Source organism: Azospirillum sp. TSO35-2 (assembly GCF_003116095.1).
Classification (GTDB): Bacteria; Pseudomonadota; Alphaproteobacteria; order Azospirillales; family Azospirillaceae; genus Azospirillum.
In genome coordinates this window covers 1,488,156-1,507,046 of record NZ_LGRA01000021.1, presented here as the reverse complement: position 1 = coordinate 1,507,046, position 18,891 = coordinate 1,488,156, and the positions used below count along the sequence as shown (strand labels likewise).

16 protein-coding genes are annotated in these 18,891 nt (G+C 72.1%); 11 read left to right on the top strand and 5 right to left on the bottom strand.

Annotation, left to right across the window (positions count from 1 at the left end; genetic code table 11):
* Positions 1–24 precede the first annotated feature (24 nt).
* Positions 25–579, bottom strand: a complete 555-nt coding sequence (locus TSO352_RS22935) for a DUF4405 domain-containing protein (protein ID WP_247872329.1) — start codon at positions 577–579, stop codon at positions 25–27.
* A 180-nt stretch (positions 580–759) separates the two neighbouring features.
* Here TSO352_RS22935 and TSO352_RS22930 point away from each other — a divergent pair, with 180 nt between their 5' ends.
* From TSO352_RS22930 to arfB, 5 genes are read left to right on the top strand one after another with little or no spacing between them, the layout of a single operon-like run.
* The gene (locus TSO352_RS22930) at positions 760–1,671 is read left to right on the top strand and encodes an AraC family transcriptional regulator (protein ID WP_109109502.1); all 912 of its coding nucleotides are present in this window, start codon (positions 760–762) and stop codon (positions 1,669–1,671) included.
* Between the two features lie 10 nt (positions 1,672–1,681).
* On the top strand, positions 1,682–2,401 hold the full coding sequence (locus TSO352_RS22925) for an AzlC family ABC transporter permease (protein ID WP_109109501.1): 720 nt from the start codon (positions 1,682–1,684) through the stop codon (positions 2,399–2,401).
* Positions 2,391–2,702 carry an AzlD domain-containing protein gene (locus TSO352_RS22920; RefSeq protein ID WP_109109500.1) on the top strand — a complete coding sequence of 104 codons (312 nt, stop codon included), beginning with the start codon at positions 2,391–2,393 and terminating at the stop codon, positions 2,700–2,702. Before TSO352_RS22925 ends, TSO352_RS22920 begins: the two co-directional genes overlap by 11 nt.
* A gap of 57 nt (positions 2,703–2,759) precedes the next feature.
* Positions 2,760–3,692: a 16S rRNA (adenine(1518)-N(6)/adenine(1519)-N(6))-dimethyltransferase RsmA gene (rsmA, locus tag TSO352_RS22915; protein ID WP_247872328.1), complete on the top strand. Its 933-nt coding sequence runs from the start codon at positions 2,760–2,762 to the stop codon at positions 3,690–3,692.
* A complete protein-coding gene (gene arfB / locus TSO352_RS22910) occupies positions 3,689–4,114 on the top strand; it encodes an alternative ribosome rescue aminoacyl-tRNA hydrolase ArfB (protein WP_109109499.1) in 426 nt (141 codons plus the stop codon). The genes rsmA and arfB overlap by 4 nt, the downstream gene beginning before the upstream one ends.
* Positions 4,115–4,133: 19 nt before the next feature.
* Here arfB and TSO352_RS22905 read toward each other — a convergent pair whose 3' ends face one another.
* Positions 4,134–4,478, bottom strand: coding sequence for a winged helix-turn-helix transcriptional regulator (locus tag TSO352_RS22905; RefSeq protein WP_109109498.1), 345 nt, complete (start codon positions 4,476–4,478; stop codon positions 4,134–4,136).
* Entirely contained in the window at positions 4,475–4,768 is a 294-nt protein-coding gene (locus tag TSO352_RS22900; protein ID WP_109109497.1) for a DUF6516 family protein, read from the bottom strand. Before TSO352_RS22900 ends, TSO352_RS22905 begins: the two co-directional genes overlap by 4 nt.
* A 199-nt stretch (positions 4,769–4,967) precedes the next feature.
* On the opposite strand from TSO352_RS22900, the gene glp reads away from it, so the two are divergent.
* The 6 genes from glp (at position 4,968) to TSO352_RS22865 (ending at position 17,042) form a co-directional block, all read left to right on the top strand.
* On the top strand, positions 4,968–6,206 hold the full coding sequence (glp, locus tag TSO352_RS22895; protein WP_109109496.1) for a gephyrin-like molybdotransferase Glp: 1,239 nt from the start codon (positions 4,968–4,970) through the stop codon (positions 6,204–6,206).
* Positions 6,203–7,099 carry a LysR substrate-binding domain-containing protein gene (locus TSO352_RS22890; RefSeq protein ID WP_109109495.1) on the top strand — a complete coding sequence of 299 codons (897 nt, stop codon included), beginning with the start codon at positions 6,203–6,205 and terminating at the stop codon, positions 7,097–7,099. The genes glp and TSO352_RS22890 overlap by 4 nt, the downstream gene beginning before the upstream one ends.
* A gap of 102 nt (positions 7,100–7,201) precedes the next feature.
* On the top strand, positions 7,202–12,415 hold the full coding sequence (locus TSO352_RS22885) for an alpha-2-macroglobulin (RefSeq protein WP_109109494.1): 5,214 nt from the start codon (positions 7,202–7,204) through the stop codon (positions 12,413–12,415).
* Between the two features lie 4 nt (positions 12,416–12,419).
* Complete coding sequence (gene pbpC / locus TSO352_RS22880) at positions 12,420–14,504, top strand: penicillin-binding protein 1C (RefSeq protein WP_247872327.1); 2,085 nt, start codon at positions 12,420–12,422, stop codon at positions 14,502–14,504.
* 542 nt (positions 14,505–15,046) lie between these two features.
* Positions 15,047–15,439 carry a hypothetical protein gene (locus tag TSO352_RS22870; RefSeq protein ID WP_146210784.1) on the top strand — a complete coding sequence of 131 codons (393 nt, stop codon included), beginning with the start codon at positions 15,047–15,049 and terminating at the stop codon, positions 15,437–15,439.
* 58 nt (positions 15,440–15,497) lie between these two features.
* The gene (locus tag TSO352_RS22865) at positions 15,498–17,042 is read left to right on the top strand and encodes a multicopper oxidase domain-containing protein (RefSeq protein ID WP_109109490.1); all 1,545 of its coding nucleotides are present in this window, start codon (positions 15,498–15,500) and stop codon (positions 17,040–17,042) included.
* Positions 17,043–17,069: 27 nt separating this feature from the next.
* Here the strand turns inward: TSO352_RS22865 and TSO352_RS22860 are convergent, their stop codons facing one another.
* On the bottom strand, positions 17,070–17,282 hold the full coding sequence (locus TSO352_RS22860) for a SlyX family protein (RefSeq protein ID WP_109109489.1): 213 nt from the start codon (positions 17,280–17,282) through the stop codon (positions 17,070–17,072).
* Positions 17,283–17,393: 111 nt separating this feature from the next.
* Positions 17,394–18,689: an Nramp family divalent metal transporter gene (locus TSO352_RS22855; RefSeq protein ID WP_247872326.1), complete on the bottom strand. Its 1,296-nt coding sequence runs from the start codon at positions 18,687–18,689 to the stop codon at positions 17,394–17,396.
* Positions 18,690–18,891 lie beyond the last annotated feature (202 nt).

Here is an 18,891-nt window from a genome sequence, read left to right as displayed (position 1 = left end):
TGTGACGCTGACGTGTGACCGCCGTCAGCGCGGGCGCTTGCTGGCCAGCAGCGTCGCGATGGCGGCGCCGCTCGACCCGGCGCGGGTGCCGATGGCGGTCAGGGTCTCGCCCGGCGCCGCGTCGATGTTGGCGGCCTTCAGCACGGCGACGGCCTGGTCGGTGGGCAGGCCCAGCGCCGGCGCCGCGGTGTCCAGGCTGACGCCGGACAGCGCGCCGAACACCGCGCCCGGATTGACGGTGCCGCCGCCGGTGGTGCCGGTCATCCCGGTGACGATGATCGACAGGATCAGGCTGGTGGCGAAGGCGGCCCGCGCGGCGTTGCGCTTCAGATAGCCGGTGAAGGCCCGCCAGTTCTTCACGAGGTGCCACAGCGCGATGGCGGAGAAGACCACGCTCAGCCATTCGTGCGAGAAGCGCACCAGCCCAGCGTTCCAGTGACCCAGCAGCATGATGCCGGTGACGGTGGAGACGACGAAGGTCACGATGGTGACGGGGGTGACGACGTCGCGCGTCAGGGTTCTGGAGGCGGAGGACCGCGATGCCGACGGCATGGCGGTGGAGGAGGTGGTGGTGGACATGGGGATCGCCTTTTTTTGGTGTCTCTCTTGTTGGCCCCAGGATCGCGCCCCGATGTAACCGGATGATATCCGTCGAGCCCCCGCTCTGTAACCGTGTGTAACGTGCCGCTGGACCGACCTTCCGGCGCTGCCGCAATCCTGTCCAAGACGATGGCCGCGCCCGGCTGTTAGACTGCGGCGATGGACCAGAACGGCGCACTCACCCATGCAAACCCCGGGCACGCGGAATCCGGGACCCCGGCCGGGCGCGGCGACTTCGCGCGGCTGTGGCGTGAGCCGCGCTTCGACGGCATGGAGTGCCTGAACGCGCGGTTCCAGCGCCACAGCTACGCCCTGCACACGCACGAGACCTTCGTCGTCGGCGTCATCACCGCCGGGACGGAGCTGTTCCGCTGCGGCGTCGTCGATCTGGCGGCCCACGCCGGCCAGGTGGTGGCGCTCGACCCCGAGATCCTGCACGACGGCCGGCCGGCGGACGACGGCTTCGCCTACCGCATGTTCTACCCGTCGACCGCCCTGTTCGAGCGGCTGCTGGAGGATGCGACCGGGCAGCCCGTCGTGCCGCGCTTCGCCACCACGGTGTTCGAGGATCCGGAGCTGTTCCAGGCCATCGCCGGGCTACACCACGGGCTGGAGGGAGCACACCACGAGCCGTTGCGCGCCGACATCGACGCGCTGCGCGCCTTCACCGCACTGGCGCTGCGCCACGGCGACCTGACCGCCCGCCCGCGCCCCGCCGGCCCGGAGCCGGTGGCGGTGCGCCGGGCCCGCGAGTATCTCGACGCCCACCTCGACAGCCCGGTCGAACTCGCCGATCTGGCGACGGCGGCCGGGCTGAGCCGCTTCCACCTGCTGCGGGTGTTCCGCGCCGCGGTCGGCACCACCCCGCACGGCTATCTGACCGACCGCCGGGTCAGCCACGCCAAGCGGCTGCTCGCCGGGCCGCTGCCGCTGGCCGAGGTGGCGCTGGCCTGCGGCTTCTGCGATCAGGCGCACTTCAACCGGGTGTTCAAGGGCCGGGTCGGCGTCGCCCCCGGCCATTACCGCCGCGGCAGCAATCCCGTCCAAGACACCGCCGCCGTCGCCGCCTAATCTTCCCGCCATGAGCACCGACACTCTCACCATTCCGGCGTCCCCGCGGCAGGAGTTCGCGCTGGGCGTCGTCCATGCCCTGCCGGTGGTGGCGGGCGCGGTTCCCTTCGGCTTCCTGCTGGGCAGCCTCGCCGCCAAGGCCGGGCTGTCGCCGCTCGACATGGGGCTGATGAGCGGGCTGGTCTTCGCCGGCAGTTCGCAGTTCGTCGCGGTCGAGCTGTGGGGCAAGGGCACCGCCGGCTTGGCGGTGGTCGGCGCCATCCTGCTGGTCAATCTGCGCCATCTGCTGATGGGGGCAACGCTGGCGCCGCGGCTGCGCGGCGTCTCCGCCCCGCGCGCCGGGGCGGCGCTGTTCTTCATGACGGACGAGGTCTGGGCGCTGGCCCTGCGCCGGGGCGAGGGGTTGGCCTTCGCCTACTGGTACGGCGTCGGGGTGACGCTCTATCTGGCGTGGCTCGGCAGCACGGTGGCGGGGACGCTGGCCGGGGCGCTGATCGCCGATCCCGCCGCCTGGGGGCTGGATTTCACCTTCATCGCCGTCTTCCTCTGCCTGCTGGCCGGGTTCTGGCGCGGGGTCAGGTCGCTGCCGCCCTGGCTGGCCAGCGCCGCCGCGGCGCTCACGGTGCACACGCTGTCGCCCGGCGGGCCGTGGCACATCCTGGCCGGGGCGGTGGCGGGCGGAGCGGTTGCGGCGTGGCAGGGGCGGGGGAGGGTGCGCTATGAGCCCTGAGGCGCTGGAGCTGGACTGGAGCGTCCTCGCCGTCGTCCTTGGCGGGGCGCTGGCGACGTGGCTGACACGGGTCGGCGGGCCGTGGCTGATCGCGCGGGTCCGGCTCGGCCCGGCCGCCAACGCGGCGCTGGAGGCGACGCCCGGCGCCGTGCTGGTGGCGCTGGTCGCCCCCGCCGCGCTGTCGCGGCCGTCGGACGCGCTGGCCGCCGCGCTCGTCTGCCTGATCGCCCGGCGCGTGCCGATGGCGGTCGCGGTGGCGGTCGGCGTCGTGGCGGTCGTGCTGCTGCGGCGTTTGCTGTAGCGGCGCCCTGCAAACTGTCGTCTGGTGAAGCGGGCGGGGGATGCCTATAAGTCGGGAATGACCGACCCGAACCTTGCTCCCCCGGCCGTTCCCCCGGCCGCCCCCGCGGCGCCGTCCGCCGCCTTCGACCCGCAGGCCCTGCCGCCGTTGCGCGACGTGATCGCGCGCTTCGGGCTGGAGGCGCGCAAGTCGCTGGGGCAGAATTTCCTGCTCGACCTGAACCTGACCGGGCGGATCGCGCGGTCGGCCAACCTGCCGGCCGGCACCACGGCGATCGAGGTCGGCCCCGGTCCGGGCGGGCTGACCCGGGCGCTGCTAGCGACCGATGCGGTCAAGGTCATCGCCATCGAACGCGACCGCCGCTTCATCGACGCGCTGCAGGACGTGGTCGAGGCCGCCCACGGCCGCCTGACCATCGTCGAGGCCGACGCGCTGACCGTCGACACCGAACAGCTGGCGCCGGCCCCCCGCGCCATCGTCGCGAACCTGCCTTACAACGTGGCGACCCCGCTGCTGCTGGGCTGGCTGGCGCGCATCGACGCCTATGTCAGCCTGACGCTGATGTTCCAGAAGGAGGTCGCCGACCGGCTGGTCGCCAAGCCCGGCAGCAAGGCGTACGGCCGGCTGTCGGTCATCACCCAGTGGCGGTCGGACGCGCGCGTGCTGTTCAACCTGCCGCCGCGCGCCTTCACCCCGCCGCCCAAGGTCGAATCGACCGTCGTCCACCTGACCCCGCGCGCCAACCCGGAGCCGGCCGACTGGCGCGCGCTGGAGCAGGTCACCGCCGCCGCCTTCGGCCAGCGCCGCAAGATGCTGCGCCAGAGCCTGAAGTCGCTGGGCAACGCCGAGGCCCTGCTGGAGGAGACCGGCATCCCGCCGACCGGCCGGGCGGAGGAGGTCGACGTCGCCGGCTTCGCCGCGCTTGCCCGCGCCTTCCGCGCCCGCAATCCGATCGCGCCGGCGGCGGAGCCACCAGCGGAGGCGCCATGAGCATCCGGGTCACCCATCGGATTTCGCTGGACGAGTCCGAGCTTCAGGAGGAGTTCGTCCGCGCCTCCGGGCCGGGCGGACAGCACGTCAACAAGACGGACTCGGCGGTCCAGCTCCGATTCGATGTCGCTGCCTCCCCGAACATCCCACCGGATGTAAAGGTCCGGCTGGCGAAGTTGGCGGGATCGCGGATGACGTCCGCCGGGGTGTTGATCATCCAGGGCGACAGCTACCGGAGCCAGCTCCGGAACCGCGAGGATGTGCGGGAGCGGCTGATCGACCTGATCCGCGACGCATCGGTCGTGCCCAAAATCCGCCGCAAGACCAAGCCGACCTACGGGTCGCAGCAGCGACGGCTGGAGGGCAAGGCCCAGCGGTCGGAGGTCAAGCAAGGCCGACGCCCGGGGCCGCGAGACGATTGATGCCGTTGGGCAATCTTGGTCAGAGAGCCATCTTCATCTCGACATCGTCATACTCGACCCGCAACCCATCCTGATCGTCGATCAGGCCGGCTTCGATCAGGGCGGTCACGTCCAGGTGGACGTTGCGGTAATCGCGGCCCAGCGCCCCGGCCAGGGCCCGGATGCTCGTGGTGGGATTGCGGTGCAGATGCCGGAGGATTTCCAGTCGCTTTGGCGTCAGCACCCGGCTCATGCCCTCGAAGGACTCGAAGGTGATGTGGTGTTCCCGGACCGTCTCGCCCGCTTCATGGCGGCGAATCGCGTCCTTGATCGCGGCGGCCTCGGCCTGGAGGTCAACCCCGATGTGGATCTGAAGTGTCGTCATAGGCTTCCCTCCCTGAACGCTGCGACATCGGTGAAGAACTGGTCAATCAACTGGTCGATTGACTCGAACGCAACCGGTGACTGCTGGCCCCGGATGTGCTTGTGGTCGCCCTTGCCCTTTTCGTTGTCGTACCCGACGATCCGTTCACCAGCCCTGCCGTAGAACAGGCTGTACTTGTACCGGTGCTCCGACGGAGGCACCGGGGCCGTCACGGACCAGACCCGGACCTGGACAATGCTTCCGTCGTCGTAGATCGTCTTGCGGGACAGGAGGAGAACGGCTTTGTTCATGCTCCAAGATAAGCCATTCCTGCGATGTGGTGAAGTCACATATGGCGATGAAGCACATCAAGCCGACCGCCTGCGGATCTGGTCATGAAATTGCCAGACCCCACGTTTGATGGGGATCAATGTCCGGCGCTGCGGTCGGGTCTAGTCGTGACGGCCGTCATATCCACGCAGCTTCAACGCTTTTAAGGACACCGACATCATGGACGATTGCAGCGCCCACGGCCCGACCCCCCTGTCGCTCGACGAAGCGGTCGCGCGGATCGAGCAGGGCTATGGCGCGGTGACCGGGACGGAGGAGGTGCCGCTGCGCAAGGCGCTCGGCCGGGTGCTGGCGGAGGAGGTGGTGGCGCCGGTCAACGTGCCGCCGGCCGACGTCTCCGCCATGGACGGCTGGGGCTTCGCGGCGGTGGCGGGCGAGGGGCACCGGCGGCTGGCGGCGGTCGGCCGCGTGCCCGCCGGCTCCGTCTTCGACGGCGTGGTCGGGGCCGGCGAGGCGGTGCGCATCTTCACCGGCGCCCCGGTCCCCGCCGGGGTCGACACCGTGGCCATGCAGGAGGATTGCCGGACCGAGGCGGACGGCGTGCTGGTCCCGGCCTCGCTCAAGCCGGGCACCAACGTCCGCAAGGCCGGGGAGGACATGACCGCCGGCTCCACCGTGCTGCACCCGGGCCAGCGGCTGCGCGCGCAGGAGGTCGGGCTGGCCGCCGCGGTCGGCCGCTCCGCCCTGACCGTGCGCCAGCGGCTGCGCGTCGTGCTGTTCTCCACCGGCGACGAACTGCGGGAGCCGGGCACGCCCAAGCCCGACCACGCCATCTACGACGCCAACCGCTACACGCTGGCCGCCCAGCTCGACGCGCTGGGGGTTGAGGTGCGCGACCTCGGCATCCTGCCCGACAAGCCCGAGGCGACGCGCGCCGCCCTGGCCGAGGCCGCCGGGACCGCCGACCTGATGATCACCAGCGGCGGCGTCTCGGTCGGCGAGGAGGACCATGTCAAGGCGGCGGTCAACGCGCTGGGCTCCATCGACCTGTGGACGCTGGCGATCAAGCCCGGCAAGCCGCTGGCGCTGGGTCGGGTCGGCGACACGCCCTTCCTCGGGCTGCCGGGCAACCCGGTGTCGGCGATGGTGACCTTCCTGCTGGTCGGCCGGCCGCTGGTGCTGCGGCTGTCCGGCGCCACCAGCACGGCGACGCCGCGCAGCCTGGTGGTCGCCGGCTTCTCCTTCACCAAGAAGCCCGGCCGCCGCGAATTCCTGCGCGCCCGGCTGGAGCGTGGCGAGGACGGCCGGCCGCTGGCGATCAAGTTCCCGTCCAACAGCTCCGGCGTGCTGACCTCGATGGTGGAGGCCGATGGGCTGGTCGACATGCCGGCCGAGGCCACGGCGGTGCGGCCGGGCGATCTGGTCGACTTCCTGCCCTTCACCGGGCTGTTCGCGTGACGCTGGAGCAGTTGCGCGTCTTCGTCGCGGTGGCGGAGGCGTTGCACTTCACCCGCGCGGCGGAGACGCTGCACCTGTCGCAGCCGGCGGTCAGCGCCGCCGTCGCCGCGCTGGAGGCGGAGCATGGCCTGCGCCTGTTCGACCGCATCGGCCGCCGGGTGGAACTGACCGCCGCCGGCACCCTGCTGCACCGCGAGGCCCGCGCCATCCTGCTGAAGGTGGAGGAGGCCGGGACCATGCTGGGCGAGCTGTCGGGGCTGACACGCGGTTCGCTGCGGCTGGCGGCGAGCCAGACGGTGGGCAACCATTGGCTGCCGCCGCGCCTGCTGCGCTTCGCCGCCGTCCATCCCGGCATCCGCGTCGACCTGACCATCGGCAACACCGAGCAGGTGGCCGAGGCGGTGCGCGACGGCCGCGCCGAACTGGGCATCACCGAGGGCGCGGTCGCCGACCCGGCGCTGCTGTCGGACGCGGTGCCGGGCGACCGGCTGCGGCTGGTGGTCGGCAGCCGCCATCCCTGGGCCACGCGCGGGCGGGTGAAGCGTGACGAACTGGCCGCCGCCCGCTGGGTCCTGCGCGAACCCGGCTCCGGCACCCGCGCCCTGTTCGACCAGGCGATCCGTGCCGCCGGTCTCGATCCCGCCGGGCTGGAGGTCGCGATGACGCTGCCCGGCGGCTGCATCATCCGCGCCGCCCTGCTGGCCGGCGTCGGCGCCGGCGTGCTGTCCGATCTGGTCGTCGCCGAGGATCTGGCCGCCGGCCGCATCGTCGCGCTGGAGGGGCTGGAACTGCCGGCCCGCTGCTTCCATCTGGTCCGCCACCGCGACCGCCACCGCAGCATCGCCGAGCGGGCCCTGGTGCGGATCGCGCTGGGAGAGGACGCCCCGTCCTAGGCGAAACGATCTATCGGCGTTCGCCACAACGCCACCTCGCACCCCACCGATTATCGGCGCTATAACGGAAGCCCTTCCGCTTCCGGTTCAAGGCGATACCCAATGGTACGGCTGCTGACGTTGCTCTGGGTTCTGGTGGTGATGGCCGCGTCGGCGGGCACGGTCCGGGCCGACTACACGCCGCCGGGAGCGCTGGCCGACGCCACCGCCTACGCCAATGGCCTGCTGCTGAAATCACCGCCGCAGCCCAAGCCCCAGGTCATCGCCGACCTGCTGAAGCAGGCGCGCGCCGCCCGCGACCGCAAGGACATCGCCGGCGCGATCCAGAAATACGAGCAGGCGATCACCCAGGGCGGCGGTTCGCCCTCGCTGTGGCTGGAGCTGAGCGCCGCCTGGATGGCCGCCACCCCGCCGAACAAGGACCGCGCGCTGCACAGCGCGGTGATGGCCGGCCAGTTCAACCCGAAGGACGAGGAGCGGGTCGCCATCCTCTGGCGCCTCGCCACCCTGATGGACGAGGCGTTCGGCAAGCCGGAGGAGGGGGTGAAGGCGCTGGCCGCGATTCGCGAACTCAGCGGGCGGCTGGAAGCGGCGACGCTCGACGCCCAGGCGCCGAACCTCGACAAGCGCTGGATCGCCATGCGGCAGAAGGCCGGCATGACGCTGGCCAGCGTCACCGTCGACCCGGAGGGCACCAACCCGCGCGTCTGCTTCCAGTTCTCCGACCGGCTGAGCGAGAAGCAGGGGGTGCGCTTCGGCGATTACCTCCAGGTCGAACCGGCGACCAAGATCGCCATCGAGCCGCGCGACAACACGCTGTGCCTGCGCGGCATGACCCACGGCAACGGCTACACCGTCACCCTGCGCAAGGGCCTGCCGGGCGAGGACGGCGTGCTGCTGAAGGCCGACGAGACCCAGCGCATCCGCGTGCCCGACCGGCCGGCGATGGCCGCCTTCCGCGGCTCCGCCTACATCCTGCCGCGCACCGGCAGCGACGGCATCCCGGTGGTCAGCGTCAACACCGACAAGCTGGACGTCGCCGTCTACCGCATCACCGACCGCGCCCTGGTGGCGAGCAAGTATGAAGGCAACATCTTCAGCGAGCTGACCTCCTACGCCGCCGACCGGCTGGCCGAGGAGAACGGCGAGCTGGTGTGGAAGGGCACGCTGGACGTCAAGGGGGAGCGCAACCGCGACACCACCGCCGCCCTGCCGTTCCGCCAGGCGGTGGGCGAGGATCCGAAGCCCGGCCTCTACGCCGTCACCGCCCGTCCGCACGACGTCGAATCGCCCGACCGCTGGGATTCGCTGGCGACGCAATGGGTGCTGCTGTCCGACATCGGGCTGACCAGCGTCCGTGGCGCCGACGGGCTGACCGTCTTCGCCCGCTCCTTCGGCAGCGCCAAGCCGCTGCCGGGGGTCGAGGTGGCGCTGATCGCCCGCAACAACGCCGAGCTGGCGCGGGTGACCACCGACAATCTCGGCCGCGCCCGCTTCCCGTCCGGGCTGCTGAAGACCGGCGGCAACGCGCCGGAGATGGCGATGGCCTATCTCGGCACCGATTTCGCCATGCAGGACCTGACCAAGGCCGCCTTCGACCTCAGCGACCGCGGCGTTGGCGGGCGCGAGGCGCCGGGGCCGATGGACGCCTTCGTCTACACCGACCGCGGCGTCTACCGCCAGGGCGAGACGGTCAACCTGTCGATCCTGCTGCGCGACGACAAGACGGAGGCGGTGGAGAATTTCCCGCTGACCGTCAAGGTGCTGCGCCCCAGCGGCACCGAGTATTACAGCGGCGCGCTGAAGGGGCAGGAGGCGGGCGGCTTCTTCCTGCCGCTGTCGCTGACCCGCACCGCGCCGCTCGGCGGCTGGGAGGTGCTGGTCTACAGCGACCCGAAGGGCGAGCCGGTCGGCCGCGGCTCCTTCCAGGTCGAGGATTTCGTGCCGGTCAAGCTGGCGCTCGACCTGACCGCCGGGGCGCCGATCCTGGTGCCGGGCCAACCCTTCGAGGTGACGGCGCAGGGCCGCTTCCTCTACGGCCCGCCCGCCGCCGGCCTGGACGGCACCGCCGAGGTGGCGCTGAAGCCCGACCCGATGCCCTACCCGAATTTCAAGGATTACCGGTTCGGCCGGGTCCAGGACAGCCCGGCCGAGCGGCTCGACCCGCTGGAGTTCCCGACGACCGACGCGCAGGGCGTGTCGCGCATCGACGTGAAGCTGCCCGAGATCCCCGACACCACCAAGCCGCTGCGCGCCGACATCCGCGTCACCCTGTCGGAGCCGGGCGGGCGCCCGGTGCACAAGTCGGTGTCGGTGCCGGTGCGGCCGAAGACCTACGCGCTGGGATTGCGCCCGCGCTTCTCCGACGGCCGCATCGGCGAGGGGGCCGAGGCCGGCTTCGACCTCGTGGCGGTGGCGCCGGACGGCAGCGCCATCGCCAAGCCCGGCGTCCATTGGGAGCTGGTGGAAGAGCGGGTGTCCTTCGTCTGGTACCGCCGCAACGGCCGCTACAGCTACAACGCCACGGTGCGCGACGTGCCGCTGGCCTCCGGCACCGTCGATGTCGCCGCCGACAAGCCGGCGGCGCTGGCGCTCGGCAAGCGCGACTTCGGCCGCTACCGGATCGAGGTGACCGACAAGGCGGCCGGGGTTGCCAGCTCCTACCGCTTCTATTCTGGCTGGCAGAGCGACGACGACACCGCCGACATCCCCGACAAGCTGGAGGTCTCCACCGACCGGCAGGCCTACAAGCCGGGTGACACCGCCCGCATCCGCATCGCGCCGCCCTTCGCCGGCGAGGTGCTGGTGACGGTGGCGACCGACCGGCTGTTCGACGTCCGCACCCTGTCGGTCCCGGCCGAGGGCGCGACCGTGGAGATCCCGGTCGACGCCGCCTGGGGTCCGGGCGCCTACGTCACCGCCACCGCCTACCGCCCGCCGGTCAAGGGCCGCGACCGCCAGCCGGTGCGCGCCATGGGCGTCGCCTGGGTCGGCATCGACCCGACGGTGCGCACCATCGACGTCGCGCTGGACGCGCCCCAGGTCATGCGGCCGAACGGCCGGCTGGAGGTCGGGGTGACGGTTGCCGCCGCCGGTGGCGGATCGCTGGAGGACACCTACGTCACGCTGGCCGCGGTGGACGAGGGCATCCTGCGCCTGACCGACTTCGCCAGCCCGCAGCCGGAGAAGCATTTCTTCGGCAAGCGCCGGCTCGGGCTCGACATCCGTGACGATTACGGCCGGCTGATCAGCCCGCTCGAGGGGCCGTTCGGCGCGATGCGCCAGGGTGGCGATTCCAGCGGCGCCGGCCTGCCGGTGGTGCCCTTCACCGTGGTGTCGCTGTTCCACGGCCCGGTGAAGGTCGGCGCCGACGGCACCGCCCGCATCGGCTTCGACGTCCCCGACTTCACCGGCGAGCTGCGGCTGATGGCGGTGGCCTACAGCCGCGGCCGCGTCGGCTCCAGCGCCGGGGCGGTGACGGTGCGCGACCCGCTGGTCGCCGACGCCATCCTGCCGCGCTTCCTCGCCCCCGGCGACGACAGCCGGGTGACGCTGTCGCTGCACAATGTCGAGGCCGCCGCCGGCACCTACGACGTCGCGGTGACCGCGACCGACGCCGTGGCGGTGGAGGGCGGCACCTTGTCGGTCCCGCTGGCCAAGGGCGAGCGCAAGACCCTGGTCGTGCCGCTGAAGGGCGTTGCCGCCGGGATCGGTCACGTCGCCGTCGCGGTGAAGGGGCCGGACAACCTCGCGCTCAACCACGAGTACGGCATCACCGTCCGCCCGGCGCGGTCGGTGGAGACGCAGTTCGTCACCCGCCAGATCGCCCCCGGCGACAGCGTGCGTTTCGACGGCGCCGAGCTGGCCGCCTACCTGCCGGGCACGACGAGCTGGTCGGCCAGCTTCACCACGGCGCCGCCCTTCGACGTCGGCGGCATCCTGCGCGCGCTCGACCGCTACCCGTTCGGCTGTCTGGAGCAGACGGTCAGCCGCGCCCTGCCGCTGCTGGTGGTGCGCGATGTCGAGCTGGCGCTGGGCAAGGACCGCAAGCCCGACGACGGGCTGGAGGGGCGGGTGCAGCAGGCGATCTCCCGCACGCTGGACAAGCAGCGCTTCGACGGTGCCTTCGGCCTGTGGGGCGCCCATGACGAGGCCGACGGCTGGCTGACCGCCTACGCCACCGAGTTCCTGGTCCGCGCCAAGCAGAAGGGCGAGGCGGTGCCGGACAAGCCGCTGGCCGACGCGCTGTCGTGGCTGCGCCAGCGCGCCATCTCAAAGGCGTCGGAGCCGGACGAACTGGCGGTCCGCGCCTACGCCCTGCACACGCTGGCGCTGGCCGGGATATCCCTGCCGGGGCCGGCGCGCTATGTGCTGGACACCGCGCTGGAGACGCTGCCGACCCCGCTCGCCAAGGGCCAGCTCGGCGCGGCGCTCGCCCGCATGGGCGACCAGGAACGGGCGACCATCGCCTTCGACAGCGCGGTCGCCCATCTGGCGCGCGCGGAATGGCATGTCGATTACGGCTCCACCGTCCGCGACGCCGCGGCGCTGGTGGCGCTGATGACCGAGGTCAACATGGCGGGCAACCGCATCCCGGCGCTGATCGACCGCCTGCCGGCGTCGGCCACCGCGGCGAACCGCACCAACACGCAGGAAAAGGCGTGGTCGGTGCTGGCCGCCGACGCGCTGCTGCGCGGCGCCCCGGCGAAGGTCGAGGTGACGCTGGGCGGTGCCAAGCGCGACGGCGCGCGGGTCGACCTGACGCCGACGCTGGCCCAGTTGAAGGCCGGCATCCCGGTCGCCAACTCGGGCAAGGTGGCGGTGTGGCAGGCGGTGTCGCTGTCCGGCGTGCCGGTGGCGCCGCAGCCGGCGGCGCGCGAGGGGCTGCGGATCAAGCGCTACTTCTTCACCCGCAAGGGCGAGCCGCTGAACCTCGACACCATCAAGCAGAACGACGTCTTCGTCGTCGTGCTGGAGGGCGAGGCCAACACCAAGCTGTTCCATCAGGGCATGGTGACCCACCCGCTGCCCGCCGGCTGGGAGATCGAGAACGCCAAGCTCGGCGCCGGCACGCCGGAGGAGATGCCGTGGCTGGGCGAACTGACCGCCACCCGGACGTCGGAGGCGCGCGACGACCGCTACAACGCCGCCGTCGACATCGGCGAGGACCAGCAGACCTTCAAGCTGGCCTTCATCGTCCGCGCCATCACCCCCGGCAGCTATGAACTGCCGGGCGCGACGCTGGAGGACATGTACAAGCCGCGCTTCTTCGCCCGCCAGACCACCGGGCGGATCACGGTCCATCCGGCGGAGTGACGGGTTGCGGCGGCTTTGGCAGGGGCGGGGGCAGCGGTGGGCGGCGGGTGCGGCGGCCGGCGTCGCGCTGGTGCTGGGGACGGCGCTGGCGCTCGACCGGCTGTTCCCGCCGCCGCTCGGGCCCCTGAACGACCTGTCGGTCACCGTGGCCGACCGCAAGGGCGCGCCGCTGCGCGTCTTCACCAACGCCGCCGGCGCGTGGCGGCTGCCGGCGACGGTCGACGACGTCTCCCCCCTGTTCGTCGAACTGCTGCTGGCCTATGAGGACCGCCGCTTCGACAGCCATCTGGGTGTCGATCCGGCGGCGGTGCTGCGGGCGGCGGCGCAGAATCTCGGGGCCGGCCGCGTGGTGTCGGGTGCCTCCACCCTGACCATGCAGGTGGCCCGCCTGCTGGAGCCGCGGCCGCGCAGCCTGACCGCCAAGCTGATCGAGGCGGCGCGGGCGGCGCAACTGGAATGGCGCTACAGCAAGCGCGACATCCTCGGCATGTACCTGACGCTCGCCCCCTACGGCGGCAACATCGAGGGCATCCGCGCCGCGTCGCTGATGCTGCTGGGCAAGCCGCCGGTCGAGCTGGACGCGGCGGAGGCGGCGTTGCTGGTCTCGCTGCCGCAGTCGCCCTCGCATCTGCGGCCGGACCGCTACCCGGAGCGGGCGCGGGTGGCGCGCGACAAGGTGCTCGACCGGGTGGCGGAGGCCGGGGCGCTGCCGGCCAAGGCGGTGGCGGAGGCGAAGACCGAGCCGGTGCCGGCGGCCCGCCTGTCGCTGCCGGCCTCGGCCCCGCATCTCGCCGGCCGGCTGCGCGGGCGCTACCCGGACCGGCCGGTGATCGTCACCACCATCGACGGCGCCCTGCAGCACGCGGTCGAGGCGATGGCCCGCCGCGCGGCGGAGACCCTGACCTCACACGCCGGGCTGGCGGTGCTGGTGGTCGACAACCGCGACCGCTCCGTCCTCGCCTATCTCGGCAGCCCGGACGTGCTGGACGACACCCGGCAGGGGCCGATCGACATGGTGCGGGCGGTGCGCTCGCCGGGGTCGGCGCTGAAGCCCTTCATCTATGGGCTGGGCTTCGACGACGGCATCATCCACCCGCTGACCCAGATCGCCGACGTCTCCACCCGCTTCGGCGACTACGCGCCGCGCAACTTCGACCGCAGCTTCACCGGCGACCTGACGGTGATGGAGGCGCTGCAGCGCTCGCTGAACGTGCCGGCGGTGCTGGTGCTCGACCGGGTCGGGCCGCTGCGTTTCACCGACGCGCTGCGGCGGGCCGGGGCGCGGCTGGTGATGCCGGCCGGCGCCGGGCTGCCCGGCCTACCGGTGGCGCTCGGCGGCGCCTCGATCAGCCTTTGGGACATGGCGTCGCTCTACAGCGGGCTGGCGCGCGACGGGCTGGTGGCGCCGCTGCGCACCGTCCGCGACGAGGCGGAGGGGCCGGAGCACCGGCTGTTGTCCGCCACCGCCGCCCAGCAGGTGCGCGCCATCCTGGAAGGCTCGCCGCCGCCGCCCGGCGTCGTCCAGGCGCAGGAGCTGCGCGGCAGCGGCCCGGTGGCGCTGAAGACCGGCACCAGCTACGGCTTCCGCGACGCCTGGGCCTTCGGTGTGACCGGGCGCTACACCGTCGGCGTCTGGGTCGGGCGGCCCGACGGCACGCCCAGCCCGGACCACTACGGCCGCAACACCGCCGCCCCGCTGCTGTTCGAGCTGTTCGACCGGCTGCCCGCCGACCGCGGGCGCCCCGCCGGACCGGTCCGCAACGACGCCCCGCCGGAGCTGCTGCGCCGGCTGCGCCCAGGGGAGGGGCCGGTGGTGGCCGGCGCCCAGCCGGCCGACCGGCTGCGCCTGACCTTCCCGGTCAGCGACATGGTGCTGGAATCGTTGGGGCCGGACGGCAAGGGCGAGCCGATGACCCTGTCGGCCAGCGGCGGCCGGCGGCCGCTGTCCTGGTTGATCGACGGCCGGCGCATCGCCTATTCGCCGATCGCGCGCGAGGTGGTGTGGCGGCCGGAGGGGCCGGGGGTGGTCCGCGTCACCGTGCTGGACGCCGACGGCCGCAGCGACAGCGCCACGGTCGAGATCCGCTGATGGCCGTTGGCGTGTGGTCGGTTCAAGCGGAATCGCTTGAAGCGTGGATCACACGGAAAACCAAAATCCCGAAGACCAAAAGCCTGGAGTCCATCAGGCGCGTCAATGAGCGCCTGATGGACTCTAGGAGAGGCGACGCAGGCTGACGGGGGCGTCGTCCCGCTGGCTCCACACCCGCGTCCGCACCCGCATCTGCTTCTGGCAATCGGCCGAGCAATAGAGCGGCGCCGGGCCCCGCGTCGACGGACGGGTGAAGGGGCGGCCGCAGCAGGCGCAATGAAGTTGACGCTCCCGGCGGTCCGGAGTGCCGGACGTTTCCGGATGGTTCGGTTGGCCCGAACGGGTGGAGGCGGACATGACGGACGGCGTGGGGCTGTTTCGGGTGACCGCCAATATAGGGACCGCGTGTTGCAGTTCCATGTTCGGGACGACACCTATGGCCGTATGGGGAAGCCTCTGACCACAGGGGCATAGGCGATTGACCGCACCCGGCGAACCGCCTATCTGGAAGGTCGAACACACACGGGGGGACTGCGATGCCGATGCGCGGCAGGACCGGGCTGCGGGGACGGATGGCGGGCGTTGCCGGCGCATGGACGCTGGGCATGCTGGCGCTGGCCGTCCTGCTGTGGACCGGCGCCGCGTCGGCCGCCTGCCCGCACGGCGGCGCCGCGATCTCCCCATCCATGACATCCTCCAGCGCCGTGGCGTCGGTCCCGCCGTCGGTTGACGCCGGGGCATCCCGCCACGCGGCCCGGCCGGCCGTTCCGCCCTGCTGCGCCGGGACGACCTGCACCGCGATGCAGGCCGCCGTTATCGGGGTCGGGTTGGCGGTGGGCGGCCACCCCGGCCGTTCGCCGGTGTCCTGGAGGTCGGCATCCCTGAACGACGGGCTGGGGATCCGTCCCGACCTGCCGCCGCCACGGCCGGTCTGACGCGCCACGCCGCGCCCGAACCTTCCCCCTTCGCGTTCCCGATCTTCCGGAGTCCAGGATGACTCTCTCGCTTTCGCGCCGCCGTCTGCTGTCGGCGGCGGTCGCCGGTGGCTGTGCCGCGCTGCTGCCCGCCATGCCCCGGTCCACGCTGGCCTTCGCCCGGGTCCCCGGCGATCCGATCCGGCTGACGATCGGCCGCCGTCTGCTGGACGTGAACGGTCAGGCCGCCAGCGTGTTCGGCATCCTCCAGCCCGACGGCACGGCGGGCCTGACGCTCGACGCCGGCCAGCGCTTTCTGGTCGATCTCGCCAACCGGGCGGGGGAGGACAGCGTCATCCACTGGCACGGCCAGACCCCGCCCTATCTCCAGGACGGCGTCGCCGACACCAACCGGCCGATGATCCCCGACCGCGGCACCGCGCGCTACGATTTCGCGGCGCGCCCCGGCACCCACTGGATGCACTCCCACCACGGCCTGCAGGAGCAGCGCCTGATGGCGGCGCCGCTGATCGTCCGGAGCGAGGCGGACCGCGGCGCCGACGAGCAGGAGGTCACCATCCTGCTGCACGACTTCACCTTCCGCGACCCGGCCGAACTGCTGGCCTTGCTGGTCGGGACCGCCGACGGCGCGGCCCATGACGGGCACGGTGCGACGGGGCATGGCGCCACGGAGCAGGGCGCGGCAGGGCATGGCGCGATGGACCACGGCGCGATGGACCACGCCCAAATGAACCATGCCCAGATGGGGCACGCCATGCCCGCGGCAGGCACCGGCGGCGGCATGGTGATGGACCTGAACGACGTCGAATACGACGCCTTCCTGGCCAACGACCGCACCCTGGCCGACCCGGAGGTGGTGCGGGTGGAGCGGGGCGGGCGGGTGCGGCTGCGCGTCATCAACGGCGCCACCTCCACCGCCTTCCACCTCGACCTCGGCACGCTGAGCGGCGAGGTGATCGCGGTCGACGGCAACGCGGTGCGGCCGGTGGCGGGCAGCCGGTTCGGCCTGTCGATGGGCCAGCGGCTCGACATCCGCCTGACCCTGCCGGCCGGCGGCGGCGCCTTCCCCATCCTGGCCCTGCGCGAGGGCGGGCCGCAGCGCACCGGCATCGTGCTGGCCACCCCCGGCGCCACCGTCACCCGGCTGGACGGGCAGGGCGACGCGCCGACCGAGGCGCTCGACCTCGGGCTGGAGCGGCAGTTGTCGGCGCTGACGCCGTTGGCGACCCGCAAGGCCGACCTGGTGCAACGCGTCACCCTGACCGGGTCGATGGCGCCCTATGCCTGGAGCCTCGACGGCCGCGGCTTCGGCGCGCACCGGCCGATCCTTGTCCGGCCGGGCGAGCGGGTGGAGCTGACCTTCGAGAACGCCTCGATGATGGCGCACCCGATGCACCTGCATGGCCATCATTTCCAGGTGGTGGCGATCGACGGCCGGCCGGTGGTGGGGGCGGTGCGCGACACCGTGCTGGTGCCGATGATGGCGAGCGTCACCGTCGCCTTCGACGCCGACAACCCGGGCCGCTGGCCGCTGCACTGCCACAACCTGCTGCACATGACGACCGGCATGATGACCGAACTGGTCTATGACGGCTTCGCCTGAGGGGAGGGGCCGGCCTGGGGCTGGCCCTCAGTAATGCGGCGGCGGCCGATCGTCCTCGGGGGAGAGGATGGCGTATTCCGCCGTTTCCAGGCGGTCGCGCAGGCGCTGGATCTGAAGGGTCAGCCGGTCGATGGTCTTGCCCTGGGCGATGATCACTTCCGACATGTCCTCCGCCATGCGCTCGTGGTGGGCGAGGCGGCTTTCCAGGTCGGCCAGACGTTGTTGCAGCGCAGGGTCCATGGGGCGGGCACCGGAGGAGGGTCGAGGGGGAACGGGGACGGGCCGCAACATGGACCATTCCCCGTTCCGGGTCGAGCGGGCTTGTCGTGGGCTGGCTGGTGACGCCGCCGCTCAGGCCATGGCGCTCGCCCCGGCCAGCCAGCCCGACAGGCCGGTCAGCACCAGGACCATCAGGCTGGCCAGCCGCAGCGTCAGCGGCGCCATCGCCAGGCCACCCATCATCTTGCGGTTGTGCAGCAGCAACAGCATCGGCACCAGGATGAAGGGCAGGGTCAGCGCCAGCACCACTTGGCTCAGCACCAGCAACTCGTCCACCCCCTGGTCGCCCGATACGCCCAGGATCGCCAGCGCCGGGACCAGCGAGGCGCTGCGGGTGATCAGCGCGCGGGTCATCGGCCGCATCCGCAGGTTCAGGAAGCCTTCCGTCACGATCTGCCCGGCCATGGTGCCGGTGGTGGTGGAGCTTTGGCCGGCGGCCAGCAGGGCGATGGCGAAGATCAGCGCGGCGGCGCCGCCGATGCTGCCGCCCAGCAGGGCGTGGGCGTCCTCGATGCCGGGCGCCGCGGTGCCGGCGGCGCCCTGGAAGGCGACGGCGGCGACCGCCAGGATGGCGCCGTTGACCAGACCGGCCAGCGCCAGCGCGGTGGTCAGGTCGATGGTCAGCCAGCGCGCCGCCCGCTGCCGCTCCTCCTCCGTCGTCACCGCGGCCAGCCGCGACCGCACCAGACCGGAGTGCAGGAACAGGTTGTGCGGCATGACGGTGGCGCCGATGATGCCCAGCGACAGGTACAGCATCTCCGGATCGCGGGCCAACTCGACGCTGGGCACCAGCCCGGCCAGCACGGCGACCGGGTCGGGGCCGGCGATCACCAGTTCCCAGGCGAAGCAGACGACGACGACGCTCATCAGCGCGCCGACCACCAGTTCCGGCGCGCGGCCGCGGGCGCCGGGCAGCGCCAGGATGGCGAAGGTCAGCACCGCGGCGATCAGCACGCCGGCCATGATCGGGATGCCGAACAGCAGCTTCAGCGCGATGGCGCTGCCCAGCAGCTCGGCCAGATCGGTGGCGATCATCGCCAGTTCCGACACCAGCCAGACCACCATCGCCACTGGGCGCGGGAAGCGGTCGCGGATCAGCCGGGCCAGATCCTTGCCGGTCGCCAGCGTCAGCCGGACGATCAGCGTCTGCAGGAAAATGCCGGCCAGACTGGCGATCAGCACCGCCGACAGCAGGGCGAAGCCGAAGCTCGACCCCGCGGCGATGTCGGTCGCCCAGTTGCCGGGGTCCATATAGCCGACCGCCACGACGAAACCCGGGCCGAGCATGGTCCAGAAGCGGCGGCCCGGCGCCGGGGTCGGCAGCGGGTTGCGGTCGGCGGTCTGTGCGATGTCGGTTGCGGTCGTCACGCCGGTTGCTCCTGAACGGTCCGGAAAGGCCGGCCTTATGCTTGGCCGGTGATGGCAGAGTGGCAGGGTTGGGCGATAGTGTCCAATCGGCACTTCCAAACGATTCAATAGATGGTGTCTATCGGTGGCGATGCGAAGCCGGCGGGATGCAGCCCTGTTCAGAACAGCGCAGATCATAGTTTGTTCGCACAGCAACAGCGTC

Coding starts and splice junctions, on each gene's coding strand:
- TSO352_RS22935 (WP_247872329.1), bottom strand. CDS start 579: ATGTCCACCACCACCTCCTCCACCGCCATGCCGTCGGCATCGCGGTCC.
- TSO352_RS22930 (WP_109109502.1), top strand. CDS start 760: ATGGACCAGAACGGCGCACTCACCCATGCAAACCCCGGGCACGCGGAA.
- TSO352_RS22925 (WP_109109501.1), top strand. CDS start 1,682: ATGAGCACCGACACTCTCACCATTCCGGCGTCCCCGCGGCAGGAGTTC.
- TSO352_RS22920 (WP_109109500.1), top strand. CDS start 2,391: ATGAGCCCTGAGGCGCTGGAGCTGGACTGGAGCGTCCTCGCCGTCGTC.
- rsmA (WP_247872328.1), top strand. CDS start 2,760: ATGACCGACCCGAACCTTGCTCCCCCGGCCGTTCCCCCGGCCGCCCCC.
- arfB (WP_109109499.1), top strand. CDS start 3,689: ATGAGCATCCGGGTCACCCATCGGATTTCGCTGGACGAGTCCGAGCTT.
- TSO352_RS22905 (WP_109109498.1), bottom strand. CDS start 4,478: ATGACGACACTTCAGATCCACATCGGGGTTGACCTCCAGGCCGAGGCC.
- TSO352_RS22900 (WP_109109497.1), bottom strand. CDS start 4,768: ATGAACAAAGCCGTTCTCCTCCTGTCCCGCAAGACGATCTACGACGAC.
- glp (WP_109109496.1), top strand. CDS start 4,968: ATGGACGATTGCAGCGCCCACGGCCCGACCCCCCTGTCGCTCGACGAA.
- TSO352_RS22885 (WP_109109494.1), top strand. CDS start 7,202: ATGGTACGGCTGCTGACGTTGCTCTGGGTTCTGGTGGTGATGGCCGCG.
- TSO352_RS22870 (WP_146210784.1), top strand. CDS start 15,047: ATGCGCGGCAGGACCGGGCTGCGGGGACGGATGGCGGGCGTTGCCGGC.
- TSO352_RS22865 (WP_109109490.1), top strand. CDS start 15,498: ATGACTCTCTCGCTTTCGCGCCGCCGTCTGCTGTCGGCGGCGGTCGCC.
- TSO352_RS22860 (WP_109109489.1), bottom strand. CDS start 17,282: ATGGACCCTGCGCTGCAACAACGTCTGGCCGACCTGGAAAGCCGCCTC.